Origin of the sequence: Pseudomonas marginalis, assembly GCF_024169655.1 — a bacterium.
In the GTDB taxonomy this organism is placed as follows: Bacteria; Pseudomonadota; Gammaproteobacteria; order Pseudomonadales; family Pseudomonadaceae; genus Aquipseudomonas; species Aquipseudomonas paraveronii.
Genome location: NZ_JALJWV010000001.1, coordinates 1,753,732 through 1,770,613, shown reverse-complemented (window position 1 = coordinate 1,770,613; position 16,882 = coordinate 1,753,732). Strand labels below are relative to the sequence as shown.

20 protein-coding genes are annotated in these 16,882 nt (G+C 60.5%); 7 read left to right on the top strand and 13 right to left on the bottom strand.

Going from position 1 to position 16,882, the window contains the following annotated elements; translation table 11 throughout:
* Positions 1–67 precede the first annotated feature (67 nt).
* Both J2Y83_RS07985 and earP read right to left on the bottom strand, forming a co-directional pair.
* Positions 68–640, bottom strand: a complete 573-nt coding sequence (locus J2Y83_RS07985; RefSeq protein WP_247401685.1) for an elongation factor P — start codon at positions 638–640, stop codon at positions 68–70.
* A gap of 49 nt (positions 641–689) precedes the next feature.
* Positions 690–1,823 (bottom strand): elongation factor P maturation arginine rhamnosyltransferase EarP, encoded by a 1,134-nt coding sequence (gene earP / locus J2Y83_RS07980; RefSeq protein ID WP_253394316.1) that lies wholly within the window; start codon positions 1,821–1,823, stop codon positions 690–692.
* Between the two features lie 132 nt (positions 1,824–1,955).
* On the opposite strand from earP, the gene J2Y83_RS07975 reads away from it, so the two are divergent.
* The gene (locus J2Y83_RS07975; protein ID WP_253394314.1) at positions 1,956–2,324 is read left to right on the top strand and encodes a hypothetical protein; all 369 of its coding nucleotides are present in this window, start codon (positions 1,956–1,958) and stop codon (positions 2,322–2,324) included.
* A 12-nt stretch (positions 2,325–2,336) separates the two neighbouring features.
* Entirely contained in the window at positions 2,337–2,825 is a 489-nt protein-coding gene (locus J2Y83_RS07970) for a GreA/GreB family elongation factor (RefSeq protein WP_253394312.1), read from the top strand.
* A gap of 5 nt (positions 2,826–2,830) precedes the next feature.
* Here the strand turns inward: J2Y83_RS07970 and cysB are convergent, their stop codons facing one another.
* The 5 genes from cysB to J2Y83_RS07945 form a co-directional block, all read right to left on the bottom strand.
* Positions 2,831–3,805 carry an HTH-type transcriptional regulator CysB gene (gene cysB / locus J2Y83_RS07965; protein ID WP_017849520.1) on the bottom strand — a complete coding sequence of 325 codons (975 nt, stop codon included), beginning with the start codon at positions 3,803–3,805 and terminating at the stop codon, positions 2,831–2,833.
* Between the two features lie 104 nt (positions 3,806–3,909).
* Complete coding sequence (locus tag J2Y83_RS07960; RefSeq protein ID WP_253394310.1) at positions 3,910–4,410, bottom strand: universal stress protein; 501 nt, start codon at positions 4,408–4,410, stop codon at positions 3,910–3,912.
* Positions 4,411–4,480: 70 nt separating this feature from the next.
* Positions 4,481–5,398 (bottom strand): 5'-nucleotidase, encoded by a 918-nt coding sequence (locus J2Y83_RS07955; RefSeq protein WP_247401690.1) that lies wholly within the window; start codon positions 5,396–5,398, stop codon positions 4,481–4,483.
* A 15-nt stretch (positions 5,399–5,413) separates the two neighbouring features.
* Complete coding sequence (locus tag J2Y83_RS07950; protein WP_253394308.1) at positions 5,414–6,367, bottom strand: putative 2-dehydropantoate 2-reductase; 954 nt, start codon at positions 6,365–6,367, stop codon at positions 5,414–5,416.
* Entirely contained in the window at positions 6,364–6,750 is a 387-nt protein-coding gene (locus J2Y83_RS07945) for a thioredoxin (protein WP_253394306.1), read from the bottom strand. The genes J2Y83_RS07950 and J2Y83_RS07945 overlap by 4 nt, the downstream gene beginning before the upstream one ends.
* On the opposite strand from J2Y83_RS07945, the gene J2Y83_RS07940 reads away from it, so the two are divergent.
* Positions 6,749–7,183: a PilZ domain-containing protein gene (locus tag J2Y83_RS07940; RefSeq protein ID WP_253394304.1), complete on the top strand. Its 435-nt coding sequence runs from the start codon at positions 6,749–6,751 to the stop codon at positions 7,181–7,183. The two genes, J2Y83_RS07945 and J2Y83_RS07940, sit on opposite strands and share 2 nt — an antisense overlap.
* A 131-nt stretch (positions 7,184–7,314) precedes the next feature.
* A complete protein-coding gene (locus tag J2Y83_RS07935) occupies positions 7,315–8,391 on the top strand; it encodes a 3-deoxy-7-phosphoheptulonate synthase (RefSeq protein ID WP_247401696.1) in 1,077 nt (358 codons plus the stop codon).
* 64 nt (positions 8,392–8,455) lie between these two features.
* Here J2Y83_RS07935 and J2Y83_RS07930 read toward each other — a convergent pair whose 3' ends face one another.
* Positions 8,456–8,737, bottom strand: coding sequence for a GNAT family N-acetyltransferase (locus tag J2Y83_RS07930; protein ID WP_003189869.1), 282 nt, complete (start codon positions 8,735–8,737; stop codon positions 8,456–8,458).
* A gap of 612 nt (positions 8,738–9,349) precedes the next feature.
* On the opposite strand from J2Y83_RS07930, the gene J2Y83_RS07925 reads away from it, so the two are divergent.
* On the top strand, positions 9,350–9,601 hold the full coding sequence (locus tag J2Y83_RS07925) for an Lpp/OprI family alanine-zipper lipoprotein (RefSeq protein WP_247401697.1): 252 nt from the start codon (positions 9,350–9,352) through the stop codon (positions 9,599–9,601).
* A 139-nt stretch (positions 9,602–9,740) separates the two neighbouring features.
* Here the strand turns inward: J2Y83_RS07925 and J2Y83_RS07920 are convergent, their stop codons facing one another.
* The 3 genes from J2Y83_RS07920 to J2Y83_RS07910 all read right to left on the bottom strand — a co-directional run bounded on the left by J2Y83_RS07920 (position 9,741) and on the right by J2Y83_RS07910 (position 11,754).
* Entirely contained in the window at positions 9,741–10,709 is a 969-nt protein-coding gene (locus J2Y83_RS07920) for a L,D-transpeptidase family protein (RefSeq protein WP_253394302.1), read from the bottom strand.
* A gap of 87 nt (positions 10,710–10,796) precedes the next feature.
* Entirely contained in the window at positions 10,797–11,090 is a 294-nt protein-coding gene (locus J2Y83_RS07915; protein WP_253394300.1) for a hypothetical protein, read from the bottom strand.
* Positions 11,091–11,148: 58 nt separating this feature from the next.
* Positions 11,149–11,754, bottom strand: a complete 606-nt coding sequence (locus J2Y83_RS07910; protein ID WP_253394298.1) for an arylesterase — start codon at positions 11,752–11,754, stop codon at positions 11,149–11,151.
* A gap of 10 nt (positions 11,755–11,764) precedes the next feature.
* Here J2Y83_RS07910 and J2Y83_RS07905 point away from each other — a divergent pair, with 10 nt between their 5' ends.
* Both J2Y83_RS07905 and J2Y83_RS07900 read left to right on the top strand, forming a co-directional pair.
* Positions 11,765–12,448 carry an ABC transporter ATP-binding protein gene (locus J2Y83_RS07905; protein WP_010176179.1) on the top strand — a complete coding sequence of 228 codons (684 nt, stop codon included), beginning with the start codon at positions 11,765–11,767 and terminating at the stop codon, positions 12,446–12,448.
* Entirely contained in the window at positions 12,448–14,958 is a 2,511-nt protein-coding gene (locus tag J2Y83_RS07900) for an ABC transporter permease (protein ID WP_253394296.1), read from the top strand. Before J2Y83_RS07905 ends, J2Y83_RS07900 begins: the two co-directional genes overlap by 1 nt.
* A 44-nt stretch (positions 14,959–15,002) precedes the next feature.
* On the opposite strand, the gene greB is transcribed toward J2Y83_RS07900, so the two are convergent.
* Positions 15,003–15,476 carry a transcription elongation factor GreB gene (greB, locus tag J2Y83_RS07895; protein WP_177033332.1) on the bottom strand — a complete coding sequence of 158 codons (474 nt, stop codon included), beginning with the start codon at positions 15,474–15,476 and terminating at the stop codon, positions 15,003–15,005.
* A 125-nt stretch (positions 15,477–15,601) separates the two neighbouring features.
* Positions 15,602–16,765 (bottom strand): hypothetical protein, encoded by a 1,164-nt coding sequence (locus J2Y83_RS07890; RefSeq protein ID WP_253394295.1) that lies wholly within the window; start codon positions 16,763–16,765, stop codon positions 15,602–15,604.
* Between the last annotated feature and the right edge of the window lie 117 nt (positions 16,766–16,882).

Here is a 16,882-nt window from a genome sequence, read left to right as displayed (position 1 = left end):
ACAACTAAACGCCCACGAAAAAGCCCGACTCAAGGTCGGGCTTTTTTTCGTATCGGAGGGGCCAGAATTACTTCTTGGCGCGACCTTTGTACGAACCACCTTCACGGGTGTCGATCTCGATCATGTCGTCGATTTCGATGAAATCGGCCACTTGCAGTTCGGTACCGTTAGCCAGTTTGGCAGGCTTCATGACTTTGCCCGAAGTGTCGCCGCGAGCGGAACCTTCGGTGTAGGCAACCTTACGCACGATAGTGGTCGGCAGCTCTACGGAAACCAGGCGGTCTTCGAAGAAAATAGCTTCGCAGACGTCGTCCATACCTTCTTCAACGAACGGCAGAACGGCTTCGATATCTTCAGCGTTCAGCTCGTACATGGTGTAGTCAGTGGTGTCCATGAACGTGTAAGCGTCGCCGCTGATGAAGGACAGGGTCGCTTCTTTACGGTCGAGGATCACGTCGTCCAGCTTGTCATCGGCGCTGTAAACGGTTTCGGTCTTGTAACCAGTCAGCAGGTTTTTCAGCTTGGTCTTCATGATCGCGCTGTTACGGCCCGACTTGGTGAACTCAGCTTTCTGAACCAACCAAGGGTCGTTGTCGATACGGATTACCATACCGGGTTTCAGTTCTTTACCAGTTTTCATTGCAGATATCCGAAATTTGGATGGGGTTTACAAAAATCAAGGTCGCGTATCATATCCAACTTTCATAAAACTGTACCAGCGCCGTCGCAAGATCCGCCTGCAAGGCCTGTTCCAGACACCATGTTTCGGCGTGTGCAGCCACTTCCGGCCAGTGTTCCAGCAGCTTTTTCCACGGCTGGGCCATATCGCCCTCGGTGTTCCAGGCCTGCCAAAGCGCCACCACTGCGGCTTTTGCCGCCGGCGAGAGGGCTGCGGTGTACAGTTCCAGAAAGGCGTCGAGCTTGTCCAGATGGATGTCTTCGTCCTGGCGATAGATGTGCCACAGCAACGGGCGCCCGGCCCATTGAGCGCGAACGAAGGAGTCTTCACCGCGCACGGCGTTGAACTCGCAACACCACAGCAGGCGGTCATATTGCTCCTGGCGCACGAACGGCAGCACCTGCACGGTGAGGCCGTCGCGCCGGTGTATATCGCCAGCCGCCAGCCGATCCACGCCGAGCCAGCGCTGCATATCGCCGAGGATGCGCCCTTCCGGCACCAGCAGATGAGTGGCGCGCCCGTCCGTCGCCAACACGTCCAGCCAACCGGCAAGCGCGGCATTTTCGTAGGCGAACAGCGACATCAACCGCGCACCGGCTGCGGGAAATACGCCCAGGCTTTGCAGGAATTGTTGCTGTGCGCGCGCATCCTGTTGAAACGCCTGGCGCTGTTGCAGCAACCCCGCCTCACGCAACAGGCCACCGGTGCCCGACCGAAAGCCGGGGAAAAAGAAGTACTTCTGCACGCCCTTGAACTTCACCGACGGCAGGCGATGACACCCCACCACCCAGTCTTCGGCACTCAGGTAGTCCAGGTTCATCCACAACGGCGCACGCTCGCACGCGGCCATCGCCTCCATGTACTCAGGCGGCAACTGGCAGGCAAACGCGGCGATCACCACATCCGCCGATGGCGTGGCCAACCACTGCGCCGGCCAATGGCGCACGTCGACGCCCTCTTGCCATTGCTGCTCCCGTTGCACATCAATCTGCGGGCACATGCGCTCGAAGGCCCGCAGGTCATCGACCCACAAACGCACGTCACAAGCGTGCTCCACCACCAATTGCCGGGCCAGGCGCCAAGTCACGCCAATGTCGCCGTAGTTGTCGACGACGCTGCAAAAAATATCCCAGCGGGCTTTCATTCCGGGCTCCAACGCTCAAAGGCTCGATTGTCCGCATAAATGCCCCGATGCAGAAGGCTTGATCGCGATTATTCTGCACGGTGGCTGTGCGACAATCGCCGCCACGCCGCAAATGCCCACCAGGAGACCGCCATGTCTGACCGCCCGCTGTCGCTGTTCAAACTCTGTCTCGCCATCGCCCTGGGCGTGTGGCTGGGGTTTATCGCCATTGCGCTGACCACCTGGCTGGCGTCTCGCTATCTGTTCCCGCAAAGCCTGGCGCCCGTCGCCCAGGCCGTTCAACAACTCGGCAAACCCAGGCCGGTTGCACCGGAACCGCCGAACCGCATGTTTGAGCAGTATCAAGAGAACCTGCGCAAGCAGGAACAACAGCAAACCCTGGATCAGGCCCGCAACAACGCGCGCAACCTGTCCAACCCCAAATGCCAGTTCTGGCTGCAACAGGACCAGAACGCGCCCAATGAAAAGAGCCGGGCGAATGTCCTGCAATTTTGCGAATGATCAAACCCAACCATGAATAAACACGCCGTCCTCCAGTTGATCCTGGAAAAACTCAGCGTCGACCTCGACATCGCCCAACGCGCCGCGCAAACCGCCTACGAAACCGCGACCCACGAAGAAAACATCGCGGAAAACAAATACGACACCCTCGGGCTGGAAGCGTCTTACCTGGCGGCCGGGCAAGCCAAGCGGGTGGAGGAAATCAAGCAGTCGCTGACGCTGTGCCAGAACCTGCAACTGCAACTGCGTGCATACGATGCGCAACGGGGCATAGAAGTCGGCGCGCTAGTAGGCCTGGAAGACGAAAACGGTCGCCAGCAATGGTTGTTCCTGGCGCCGGATGCTGCGGGCTTGAAAGTGGAGGTGGTGGGGCAACCGGTCACCGTCATCACCCCGCGCTCGCCCCTGGGCAACAGCCTGCTGGGCAAGTTCGACGGTGATGAGGTGGAGATTCTAGTGGCGGGCGCCCGGCAACACTTTACGGTTACCGAGGCCAAATAAACCACTCAGTGGACGGGCAGTTCTACGCCGTCGAACAACTCTTCCAGTTCCTGCTTGTTGTGGCACTGGATCGCCTTGGCCATGACTTCGCGCGTCAGGTGCGGGGCGAATTTCTCGATGAAGTCGCACATGAAACCACGCAGGAACGTGCCGCGACGGAAACCGATCTTGGTCACACTGGACTCGAACAACTCGCTGGCGTCGAGCACGACCAAGTCTTTATCGAGCTGGGTGTCGACCGCCATCTTGGCGACGATTCCCACGCCCAGGCCCAGGCGAACGTAAGTCTTGATCACGTCGGCGTCGGCTGCGGTGAACACCACTTTCGGCGTGAGACCACGATGGCTGAAGGCTTCGTCGAGCTTGGAGCGGCCGGTAAAACCGAACACATAAGTCACGATCGGGTATTCCGCCAGGGCTTCCAGGGTCAGCTTCGGCAGCTTGGCCAGTGGGTGACCTTGGGGCACCACCACACAACGGTTCCAGCGATAGCACGGCATCATCACCAGGTCGCCGAACAACTCCAGGGCCTCAGTCGCAATCGCGAAGTCGACGGTGCCGTCGGCGGCCATTTCAGCGATCTGCATCGGCGAACCCTGGTGCATGTGCAGGGCCACATCCGGGTATTGCTTGATGAAGTCGCGGATCACCGGCGGCAACGCATAGCGGGCCTGGGTGTGGGTGGTGGCGATCGACAGGGTGCCCTTCTTCTCGTTGGAGAACTCCTGGGCGATCTGCTTGATGCTCTCGACTTTGCGCAGAATCTCGCCGGCGGTGGTGATGATGCGTTCACCGGCCGGGGTGACGCGGGTCAGGTGCTTGCCGCTGCGGGCGAACACTTCGACACCCAGCTCGTCTTCGAGCAGGCGGATCTGCTTGCTGATACCCGGTTGCGAGGTGTAGAGGCTTTGAGCGGTAGCGGAAACGTTGAGATCGTGGTGCGCCACTTCCCAGATGTAGCGCAGTTGTTGAAGCTTCATATGTGTCCCTCAAAGCAGATAGACGCCACGGGTATCAGCGACGGTATATAACTATATTAAAGGTTAGACAGATAAATCTAGAACTTTTTATCTACCCTTTCCCTTCACACGTCATCACTGCGTTGACGTTGTAACGACGGCACCAGGTAAACCGGCACCGGAGACAGCTGCAACACCCGTGCAGCGGTGCGCCCAAGGGGGGTGGCCGCGGCAGTTGCGTGGCTGTGACTGCCTACGATCAACAGATCCACGGAAAGTTTACGCAGTTGGTCGAGAATCACCTCGCACGGGTCACCCTGGATCACCCGCACCGAGTGGATCAGTTGCAAGTCTTGCGCGCCGTCCCCCAGCTCCTCGCGAAAACTGTCGAGCACCCGCTGCTCGATCGTCGCCATCACCGTATTCAGGCCCTGGCTCTGCCATTCGTTCAGGGCCTTTTCATCAAGGTAGCTCTGCAACACCGACTCGGCGAACAGGCCCATGGGTTCGACCACATGAACCACCGACAGCTCAGCCTTGAACGTTCGCGCCAGCGCCAGCGCATGTTGCATCACATAAGGCGCATACAGACCGAGGTCCGTGGCATACAGCATCGACCGGATCATAAAACCTCCTGGACAGCCAGGATGGCGGAGATTGAATGAGCTTAGCAGCGCCTCGGGGAGTTTGACTGACTTAGCTCGACGTCTGAATCTTCACCTCATTACTGATGCCATGGGGCACATGCCCGGTGGCCACCACCTCCCTGGCTTTCTCGCAATGGCCAGCCTGGTCATCGAAAAAAACATCGGCGGCAAACGCCTCCAGGAACGCGGATTTTTCCAGGCCGCCGAGGAACAACGACTCGTCCAGGCGGATATCCCACTCGCGCAAGGTGCGAATCACCCGCTCGTGGGACGGCGCCGACCGCGCCGTGACCAGCGCGGTGCGAATCGGGCATGCCTCGTCCGGGAACTCACGCTGCAACAAGTTAAGCGCCGCGAGGAAGCCCTTGAAAGGGCCGCCATGCAACGGCTGGCGTGCCGATTCGCGCTCGCTGGCCTGGAACGCTTCCAGCCCACCCAGTTGATAAACGCGCTCCGACTCGTCGGAAAACAACACCGCATCGCCATCAAATGCGATCCGCAGTTCCTCGCTCGATGCCCTGCGCGCGCCGCCTGACAGAATCGTCGCGGCAGCAAACCCGGCATCGAGCGCACTGCGCACATCTTCAGCATGGGTCGAAAGGAACAGATGGCACCCAAACGCCGCCAAATAAGGATATGGACTACGCCCTCCTACGAAAGCGGCGCGGGAAATGTCCAGGCCGTAATGCTGGATCGAATTAAACACGCGCAGGCCGGTGTCAGCACTGTTGCGCGATACCAGCACCACCTCGACCCGGGCCCGGCCCAGGCTGGCGTTGAGGCTCAGCAGCTTCTTGACCAGCGGGAAGGCATCGCCCGGTTCGAGCGTTTCTTCTTCGTGCTCGATCTGGTATTTGCGGTAGGCCTCCACGCCTTGGGCCAGGTAGACCTTGTGGCTGTCACTCAAGTCGAACAGCGCCCGCGATGAAATCGCCAGTACCAGCTTGTCGCCCAATCCCTTTGCCATGGTGGTTCCCCCCAATCAGCGGTTATGCCGATCAATAAAACTCAAGGCCTGATACAACGCCTGCATTCGCGGCAACTCGCAGCCGGCGGCCTTGGCGGCGGCGAGTGGGCGGGCGTAGATCGCCGCCAGTTCCAGCGGGCGTTTATGGATATGGTCGTGGTACATGCTGGGCAGGTAGTCGTCCATGGTTTCGGTCATGGCAAACATCTGCTCGGCATAGCTGGCCGGGATGTCGTGGCCACAGGCGTGGGCGCCCTTCACCACTTCGGCCATCAGCGCCTGGATCAGTTCGCGGCTGGACTCATCCGCCATCATCGCTGTGGTGCCGCAGCCCAACAGTACGGAGAGACCGTTGTAAGGCACGTTCCACACCAGCTTGTGCCAGCGCGCCTGGTGTACGTTGGCCATGGCCTGGGACTCGATGCCGGCCTGATGAAACAACGCGGCGCCCGCTTCGACAATCGCCTTCTGGCGCGCTTCGTCGTTGGCGGCGGTGCCGCTGTGATAACCCAGGTTGACCCGCCCCAACGCCTGATGCTCGACGACGCCGGGGGCAGAACGGTGTACGCCGATATAGCACAGCCCGCCGAGCAGATGCAGGGACGCCGGCAGGTGTTCACGCAGGCTGTCTTCGACGTCGAGACCATTTTGCAGCAACACCACCTTGGCGTCGGGCGCCGCGACCTGGGCGATGGTCGGGGCCAGGTCGACATTGCCCGTGGATTTGGTGCCCACCAGCAGCCAGTCGCACGGTGGCATGTCGGCCGCGCGGGCGTAGGCCTGCACCGGGTTCAGATGCAAAGTGCCATGCACGCGACTGTTGACGCGCAGGCCGCGCTCACTGACCGCTGCATATTCGCTGCGCAACAGGAAATGCACGTCGAAGCCGGCACGCGCCAGCATCAGGCCGTAGAAACCACCGATGGCGCCGGTGCCGATAATGCCAATGCGTGGCGACAATGCTGTCATGGCAAATCCTCTGGAGTACGGGTAAGCGCTTGATGAATAGCGTCGGTAAGGTCGGAAGGCGTAAGGCGTGTCTGTATTTGCCCAAGGAATTGACCCTCGCACACCACGAACAACGCCGGCAAATGAAAGACCTGATAGCGTTCCACCGCACCGCCGTTGTGCCCGGCATCCACCCAGCACAGCCGATCCACCGGCAAATGCCAGCCCGGTAGTTGCTGATGCGCCCAACGGCAACTGGAACAGCCCACGCTGGTGAACACCACGAGCGAAATGCCTGGTAATCCCAGCAGTTGCTGGTCAATATCCAGGTCGGTCAATGCCTGTTCCTTCACTATACTGCTGCCACCGCCGTCGACTGGACGGTGCTCGGAGTCCGTGTACATGGGTCGTTTTTTACCTCATCCTGATGATGTCGCTGCCCTATTGATCCAACGTCCCTCCCCTCCCATTCCCCGCCAACGCCTGCACACTATCGGCCTGGGCGGCATCGCCTGCAATTGCCCGCGTGCCTGGCGCCAAGGTACGGCGGTTGATCTGCATATCCCATCCCTGGGCGCCGGGGCCCGCTATCCGGGCTATGTGGCATGGTGCCGCAAGGTGGAAAACGGCTATCGTGTCGGCATCTCGTTCACCGATGAACATGCGTTGTTCGGCGCACGCATGGGTGAGCAAGCATGCCGGATAGAGCGTTACTGCCGCCAGCACGAAGACGCCGAGTCGACGCCCGCGCAGTTCGAAACCATGGCCCGCGAGTGGGTGGCGCGGCATGCCGGTGAGTTCTCCCATGAGGCGTTTGTGGCGCCAGCGCTGGATTAAAGCGGGCTTTGCCCATTGTCGCGGGCCGGTATTACGCGCTAAGGTTCCTCCCCCCTGCATTCAAATCATGCTGTGCTCCGCCGCACGGGAATGGCTGGCGGCCGGCACCCGTGACCCTGACGAGTAACACGATGGCTGATTTACCGATCAACGACCTGAACGTCGAATCCAACGAGACCCTGATCACGCCCGATCAGCTCAAGCGCGAAATCCCCCTGAGCGACGCTGCACTGCAGACCGTCACCAAGGGTCGCGAAGTCATTCGTGACATTCTCGACGGTACCGACCACCGCCTCTTCGTGGTAATCGGGCCGTGCTCGATCCACGACCTCAAGGCGGCCCACGAATACGCCGAGCGCCTCAAGGCGCTGGCCGAAGAAGTGTCCGACACCTTGTACCTGGTCATGCGCGTCTATTTCGAGAAACCGCGCACCACCGTGGGCTGGAAAGGCCTGATCAACGACCCGTACCTGGACGACTCGTTCAAGATCCAAGACGGCTTGCACATCGGTCGCAAGCTGCTGCTGGACCTGGCCGAAATGGGCCTGCCCACCGCCACCGAAGCCCTCGACCCGATCTCCCCGCAGTACCTGCAGGACCTGATCAGTTGGTCGGCCATCGGCGCGCGCACCACCGAATCGCAAACCCACCGCGAAATGGCGTCGGGCTTGTCCTCGGCCGTGGGCTTCAAGAACGGCACCGACGGCGGCCTGACCGTGGCGATCAACGCGCTGCAATCAGTCTCCAGCCCTCATCGCTTCCTGGGTATCAACCAGGAAGGCGGCGTGTCCATCGTCACCACCAAGGGCAATGCCTACGGTCACGTGGTATTGCGCGGCGGCAACGGCAAGCCCAACTATGACTCCGTCAGCGTTGCGCTGTGCGAACAGGCGCTGAACAAGGCCAAGATCAAGCCGAACATCATGGTCGACTGCAGCCACGCCAACTCCAACAAGGACCCGGCCCTGCAGCCGCTGGTGATGGAAAACGTCGCCAACCAGATCCTGGAAGGCAACCAGTCGATCATCGGCCTGATGGTCGAGAGCCACCTGAACTGGGGCTGCCAGGCGATTCCAAAAAACCTGGCCGATTTGCAGTACGGCGTGTCGATCACCGATGCCTGCATCGACTGGTCGACCACCGAGACCACCCTGCGCAGCATGCACGCCAAGCTCAAGGACGTATTGCCCCTACGCAAACGTACCTGAGTCTGATCTGCGCACACAAAAACGCCGGGCTAAGCCCGGCGTTTTTCATGCTGCTGTTCACGCCTTACAGCTTGGCGGCATGGCGCTGGTGGCGCTCCATGTAGCGTTCGACGTAAGAGCATGACGGGATCACCGTGTAGCCGGCCTCTTCGGCAAACTTCAAGGCTTCCTCGGTCAATGCGGCCGCAATACCACGGCCTCGCAGTGCGTTGGGCACGAAAGTCCGATAGATGTCCAAGGTCTGTTTCCCGAGGTCCATATACGTCAGGTAGGCACGATGACCGTCCACATTGGTCTCGAACTGATGACCAGCCTGGTCATGGTGGATGGACAACGCCTCGCTCATCACTACTCCTCGCGGGTCTTGGATTCTGACCCCTACCTTACCGATGTTTTTCCGGCGAAGGAACATCTACGCCACCCCGTGCCGGTTTCGACAACGAGAAAACCTTGAGCGCTCACAACCAGCACGTAGAGAATAGTAGGCAGCAATCCTGAAATTGCTCAAGACGCACTCGTCCTCCCGGGGCGCTGGCGGATATAGAAAGGGCCTCGATCAATCGCTGACCGAAAGCCTGAACATTGCCGGCAGTTGAAGCTTGAGACGAACTGGCGCTGTTAAAGTCACCTCTACATGCGCAAAAGATGCAGGGTTTGGCAAAGTCAACCTGTACAAAAGTGTTAGCCCAGATATATAGATTTTCATCTATTTACAAGGCTTGACACATGCGGGCCGGCCCTTTCAGGCAGGGTCCAATCTTCAGCAGACTGCAAAAAACCGAACACTTTTTATACAATCCTCCCAAAGATTAGCGAAAATAGATTCGGCACAGAATTTTTTTTTGCTTCTTGCGCTAGGTCAGTTTACTTACTACAAGTAATGAGTAGTATGTACGCCGGCTATTAGCTCACTCTGAGATAACAGCTATCTAATTGAAATTCCTTGAAGGGGAACACGATGAACAACGTTCTGAAATTCTCTGCTATCGCCCTGGCCGCAGTTCTGGCTACCGGTTGCAGCAGCGTCTCCAAAGAAACCGAAGCTCGTCTGACTGCAACTGAAGACGCAGCAGCTCGCTCCCAGGCTCGTGCAGACGAAGCCTACCGTAAAGCTGATGAAGCTCTGGCTGCTGCTCAAAAAGCACAACAGACTGCTGACGAAGCTAACGAGCGCGCTCTGCGCATGCTTGAAAAAGCTAGCAAGAAGTAATAATCCTTCGGGATTGTTATCAAGCCGATCCATTTTTGGATCGGCTTTTTTATTGCCTGAATTTCGCGAGTCCTGCGGGAGCGGGCAATAAAAAACCCGCCGCGGCGCAAGGCCGAGGCGGGCTTTGGATCACGCAGGCTTACTGCAGCAGGTCGATCGGCGTACTCGACACCATCGGCGCCGCGCCCGGCACACCGATTTCAGTCGGCAGGCCATCTTCGGCAGCCACCACGTCACGCACCTGATCCCAATTCACCCGCAGATGATTGGCCAGGTCTTCACGCTTGAGCAGGGCGTTGATCACTGCCGTGTGCTTGTCGACCACCGAGGGGGTGCCGTCATCGTTCAGAGGCGTATGCGCTTCCAGGTAAACCTTGCCACCACTGTTACCGAACTTGTAGGCATCGTTGATGATGCGCACCGACGTCCCCACCGGCACCATACTGGCCATTTCCAGCACGTTATTGTTGAACATGCGGAAGCAGCCGTGGCTGGTACGCGTGCCGATGCCGAACTTCTTGTTGGAACCGTGGATCAGGTAACCCGGCGTGCCCAACGAGAACTTGAACGGCCCCAAAGGGTTGTCCGGGCCAGCAGGGACGACATTAGGCAACGGGTCGCCCTCAGCGGCATGCTCAGCCTTGATCGAGGCTGGCGGGGTCCAGGTCGGGTTCGGCGTTTTCGCGACAATGGTGGTATGGGCGACCGGCGAGCCCCAGCCCTCACGACCAATCCCCAGCGGGAAGGTGTAGACCACGTTCTGGCCCTTGGGGAAATAGTAGAGCCGGTACTCGGCAAGGTTGATCACGATGCCTTCGCGGGGGCCTGGCGGCAGGATAAACCGCGTCGGCAAAACGATCTCGGTGCCAGCGCCCGGCAACCAGGCATCGACGCCGGGGTTGGCGGCGACCATCTCCGAGTAGCCCAGGTCGTAGGTGGTGCCCAGGTCGGCAAAGGTGTCTTCGTACTTGGCCTTGATCACCTGGACCTGGCCAACGACGTCTTCACCCGGTGGCGGCAAGGGCAATTGCAAGGCTGCTGCGGAACCCGCCGCACACAGGGCGGCAAGAGACAGGCAGCAGGTGACGACGGAAAGGCGCGACAACATCCGAAAAATCCTTCGCAGAACAACGTGTAGGTAAAAAACGATTGTATACGTGAAGCGGGCTTCTAGCTGCAAGCTCGTAGCCCCCCCTTACAACTCGAAGCGCAGCTCCGGCCAGATCGGCGGCGTGCCACGCTTTTGCGACTCCAGAATGGCACGGCACAGGGGGCACAGGCGCTGGTCCTGGAAGAGCGAGCGGTCCACCGCCGACCAGCGTGGCTGAGCCGGCAACAACGTGCCACAGAGCGTGCGATCGATCGTGCCGCCCAGCTCCAATTGACGCGTGACCAGATGCACCCGGACTTCCTGGCAGGCGAACAGATCCAGCTGTTCGTCCGGCTCGATCAGTTGGTAATTAAACAGGGACCAGGCAGGACGCGACATCGAGGGCTCCAAATCGGGGGGGCGCCACCTTAGCCGAAAGCCTGCCGCTAGAAAAGCGTCATAACAGCGGTTTTAGCGTCGGCCAGACATTTTCCAGCAACTTGCCCTGGGCGCCGACCGCAGGATGCAGTTGATCAGCCTGCATCAGCTCGGGATGACCGCCCACGCCTTCGAGGAAAAACGGCACCAGCGGCACGCTCTTCTCCTTGGCCAGCGCCGCGTAGACCCCGGCAAACGCCGTGGTGTATTTCGGACCGTAGTTAGGCGGCAACTGCATGCCCAGCAGCAGCACCTTGGCGCCTGCCGCCTGGGACTGCTCGATCATCGATGCAAGATTTTGTTTCAATTGCGCCGGCGGCTGTCCGCGCAGGCCGTCATTGCCGCCCAGCTCGATAATCACCAAGCCTGGCTTATACTCTGCAAGCGCCGCCGGCAGTCGCGCGAGGCCTCCGGCACTGGTGTCGCCACTGATGGACGCGTTGACCACTTCATCGTCGAAACCTTCGTGCTTGAGCCGTTGTCCCAGCAAGGCTACCCACCCTTTGCTGGTATCCAGTCCGAAACCGGCACTGATACTATCGCCAACGATCAGGACCGTACCCGCCGCTGCGTTCTGGGCCATGCACATCAAGGCCAGGCCAGCACTCAAAAACCACATTCGCATCGGATTCTCCATGGGCGCAAGCATTCTCACCGCGCGGAACCTTAGCAAAGTGGTTCCCAGCGCGGAAGGTGAACTGACTATCCTGCACGAACTGAGCCTGGAACTGAACAAGGGCGATAGCCTGGCTATCGTCGGTGCCTCCGGTTCCGGTAAATCCACCCTCCTCGGCCTGTTGGCCGGCCTCGACCTGCCCAGCAGTGGCGAAGTCACGCTCGCGGGGCAAGCCCTGAGCACCCTCGACGAAGACCAGCGCGCACGCATCCGCGCCGAACACGTGGGCTTCGTCTTCCAGTCATTCCAACTGCTCGACAGCCTCAACGCGCTGGAAAACGTCATGCTGCCGCTGGAGCTGGACGGCCGCAAAGACGCCCGCGAGCGTGCCAGGCACCTGCTCGAACGGGTCGGCCTGGGCCAACGCCTGACCCACTCGCCACGCCAACTCTCCGGGGGCGAGCAACAACGGGTGGCGATCGCCCGCGCATTTGCCGCCGAACCTGACGTGCTGTTTGCCGATGAACCCACCGGCAACCTCGACAGCCATACCGGCGAGCGCATCAGCGACCTGCTGTTTGAACTGAATAAAGAAAGCGGCACGACACTGGTCCTGGTCACTCACGATGAGCGCCTGGCCCACCGTTGCCGACGCCTGATCCGCCTTGAAGCCGGCCTGATGGTCGCGCCCCTGGAGCCTTGATGGCACGTTTGCCGCTGCTGCGCCTGTTCAGCCTTGCCATGCGCCAATTGCTGCGCGATGCCCGCGCCGGCGAATTGCGCGTGTTGTTCTTCGCCCTGCTGGTGGCCGTCGCCTCCAGCACTGCCATCGGCTACTTCGGCGCACGCCTGAATGGCGCCATGCTGTTGCGCGCCACCGAGTTTCTTGGCGCCGACCTGGTGCTCGAGGGCAGCTCACCCGCACGCCCCGAGCAAATCAGGTCCGGGACCGAACTGGGCCTGGATCACGCGCGCGTCGTCGAGTTCTCCAGCGTTATCGCCACCGATAACGGCATCCAGCTGTCCAGCATCAAGGCGGTCAACGAGCAGTACCCGCTGCGCGGCGAACTGAAAAGCGCAGCGGCGCCGTTCGGTGACGAAACCCCAGGCGGCGGCCCGAAACCCGGCGAAGCCTGGGTGGAGGCGCGGCTGCTCACGGCACTCGACCTGAAAGTGGGTGACAGCATCGACGTGGGCATGAAGCCCCTGCGCCTGACCCGCGTGCTGACCTATGAACCGGACCGCGCTGGCAATTTCTACAGCCTCACGCCAAGGGTGATGATCAACCTGGCCGACCTCGACGCCACCGGCGTGGTCCAGCCTGGCAGTCGCGTCAGCTACCGCGAACTGTGGCGCGGGGCCCCAGCCAGTACGGCACTGCAAACCTATCGCGACCTGGTCAAGCCGGGCCTCGCGGCCAACCAGCGCCTGCAGGATTCCCGGGATGGCAACCAGCAGATCGGCGGCGCCCTGGGCAAGGCTGAGCGCTACCTGAACATGGCCAGCCTGGTGGCGGTGCTGCTGGCCGGTGTGGCCGTGGCGCTGTCCGCCAACCGTTTCGCCAGCCGACGCTTTGATGCCAGTGCGCTGTTGCGCTGCCTGGGTTTATCGCGGCGTGAAGCCATGCTGTTGTTCAGCCTGCAACTCAGCGTACTCGGCCTGCTGGCGAGCCTGGCCGGTGCCCTGCTCGGCTGGCTCGCGCAATTTGGTCTGTTCTATTTCCTGCACGACCTGCTGCCGGCGGACGTACCACCCGGTGGGCTACTGCCGGCCATTGCCGGGATCGGCACCGGGCTGGTGGCCCTTGCCGGTTTCGCCCTGCCGCCGTTGGCGGCACTGGGCCGCGTACCACCGCTGCGCGTACTGCGACGCGACCTGCTGCCCATCCCGTCCAGCACCTGGATGGTCTATGGCGCGGCGCTGCTTGCCCTGGGCCTGATCATGTGGCGCCTGAGCCTCGACCTGGTGCTGACCTTCGCCCTGCTCGGCGGCGGCGTGGTTGCGGCGTTGATTCTCGGCGGCCTGCTCCTGCTGCTGTTGCAGAGCCTACGCCGCCTGCTGGCCCGGGCGTCCCTGCCGTGGCGCCTGGGCCTGGGCCAGTTGCTGCGCTATCCGCTGGCGGCGGCAGGCCAGTCCCTGGCGTTCGGCTTGATCCTGCTGTCCATGGGTTTGATCGCCCTGCTGCGCGGCGAATTGCTGGACACCTGGCAAAACCAGTTGCCCAAGGATGCGCCCAACTACTTCGCGCTGAATATCCTGCCCGCCGACAAAGACGCCTTTGGTGCGCGCCTGCTCGAGCTGCAGGCGCAATCGGCGCCGCTGTATCCGGTGGTGCCCGGCCGGCTGATCAGCGTCAACGGCGAGCCGGTGCAGGAGATCGTCAGCAAGGACTCCAGCGGCGACCGTGCGGTACAGCGCGACCTGAGCCTGACCTGGGCCGCCGACCTGCCGCCGGGCAATGCCCTGACTGCGGGGACTTGGTGGGTGCAGCAACCGGATGATGAAATACCGGGTGTGTCGGTGGAAGCCAAGGTCGCCGAAAGCCTGAAACTCAAGCTCGACGACCATCTGGTGTTCACGGTGGCGGGGGAAAATCGTGAAGCTCGGGTCACCAGCCTGCGTACCATCAATTGGGATAACTTCCAGCCCAACTTCTTCATGATTTTCCAGCCTGGCACCTTGAAAGACCTGCCGGCCACCTACTTGACCAGCTTCTATCTGGCCCCCGGCCATGACCGGCAGATCGTCGACCTGTCCCGGGCATTCCCGGCCGCCACGATCCTGCAGGTCGAGGCCCTGCTGGAGCAACTGCGCAGCATCCTCGCCCAAGTGACGCTGGCGGTGGAATATGTGCTGCTATTTGTGCTGGCGGCAGGGATGGCGGTGCTGTTTTCCGGCCTGCAGGCCACCCTGGATGAGCGCATTCGCCAAGGTGCGCTGCTGCGGGCGCTGGGCGCCGAGCGCAAGCTGCTGGTGAAGGCCCGACGCATCGAGTTCGGCCTGCTGGGCGCGGTCAGCGGTTTGCTCGCGGCGCTGGGCACCGAGCTGGTGACATGGGTGCTGTACCGCTACGCCTTTGACCTGGCCTGGCACCCGCACGTGTGGTTGCTACTGCTGCCGGTGATCGGTGCGGTGCTGATCGGCGGTGCCGGGGTATTCGGGACGCGCCGCGCGCTGAATGCCAGCCCGCTGACGGTATTGCGCGAAGGTTGAAAGGACGATGGCCCGCAGCCTCAAAGACTGCGGGCCATGATTGCCTATTTCACATACTCGATACCGGTGATCCACCAGCACACCTCGCCGTTCGGTGTCTGCACGATGGCCTCGTCGTCGACTTGCTTGCGCAACAGCGCCCGTGCCATCGGTGAGTCGATGGAGATGTAGTCCATCCGCTCATAGATCTCGTCATAGCCGACGATACGAAAACGCTTGGTCTCGCCCTGCTCGTTTTCAATATCGACCCAGGCGCCGAAAAATACCCGCCCCTCCTGTTCGGGCATGTACTCCACCACGCGCATGTCTTCCAGACGCTTGCGCAGGTAGCGTACCCGCCGATCAATCTCACGCAGCAGCTTCTTGTTGTACTGGTAGTCCGCGTTCTCGCTGCGATCCCCCAGGGAGGCGGCCCACGTCACCTTGCGCGTGGTGTCCGGACGCTTTTCGCGCCACAGGTAATCCAACTCCTTCTTCAGCGCTTCATGACCTTCTTTGGTAATCAGCTTGGTACTCAAACGCGTGCATCCCCAGGCAATGTCCATTGATTCCAATACGCCGCAGCTTGAAGGCCCGGCGTCGACGAACAGAGGGTGATGATAAATGAACGGGGGAAAGTAGCCAGACCCACCGACGCCTCGCATCACAAGTGGATTGCACCAAGATCGCTGCTGGGTTGAAGCAGCTCATTTCTCGCCAGGCCGTCCAACGCCTGGTCGAGCTCAAAGAGGACGGCCTGCACATTCTGGCGCAACCCAGGTAACTGCACGAGCAACGCCGCCAACGTCTCACTCTTCTGGCGCGCCCGTAACTCTTGCACCTCGACTTGAGTGACCCGCTCCTCCAAGACGCGGGCGCGCTCATCCATTTGGCGCTGCCCTTGCTGCTGCGCACCCAAGGCATTTGCCAACTGTGCCTCACGCCCTTCCAGCGCCTGAGCCTGCAACTGCAGGGCGCCCTCCTCCTGCGCCACCCGACGGGTCAGCTCCTGGCGTTTTTGCTCAAGCTCCGCCAGCCCTTGCTGCAGCTGAACCTGGCGCTGCTCAAGCACCTCTTCGCGCTTTTGCATCGCGAGTTTTTGCTGGGTCAGTTCCTGGGCGACGCGCGCGAGGTTGGTCAAGGTGCTATCCACCTCGAACAGCGAATTTTGCTCCTCCTGTTCGCTCAATGCCGGCGGCGCACTGGGTGCAACCACAACGGCCAGCGATTCATTTGGCGCCAAGACCTCTGGCGCCTGCTGCGGAGGTTGAGCCGGCTCCTGGATCATCACGGGCAAGACCTTTTCAGGCTCCTTCGTCACTTTGGGAGCCGAGACCATTCGGGAAGAAAAACGAATGGACGGGACAATCAGCGTGGGACTTTCAATCGCTTCTGACGCAGGGGCAGACGTCCCCAAGGTAATCACCTTCATCACCAAGGCTTTCTTGATGTTCATTGAATGATGATCTTCGGGCCTGGCGGGCGGCAACTTGCAGCCTTTCAAGTCGACAAAATGATAAGGAACCTGGCCGTCACCGACACTGCCCGGTTTGGTACCGGACGCCGCCAGGGTCAGTATTTGTTTAAATACTCGCATCGCAACTTGCAGATCTTCCTGAGCATCCACCCCGCCCAAGAAGTACCGTTCAACTTTCCTACGTAATGCTGCGACATATACCCGGGAACTACCCGGTTCTATTTCTTCATCCAGACTGTACACAAGAAAGTTTGACGCGATCTGGGGTATAGCAAAACCACAGAGCAGAGCGCCGTTGACCGGCGTATCTTCACCCGAGCGTTCAAGAACTAGGGTACGTAGAAGCATCATAGTAATCGGGCCTCATGACAACAAGCAAAGCGTATATAAACATCAGATAAACATCCGACCATCAACATGCATTTATCACTCAACGATTGTTTCAGCGCGCTAATCGACTGAACGTAG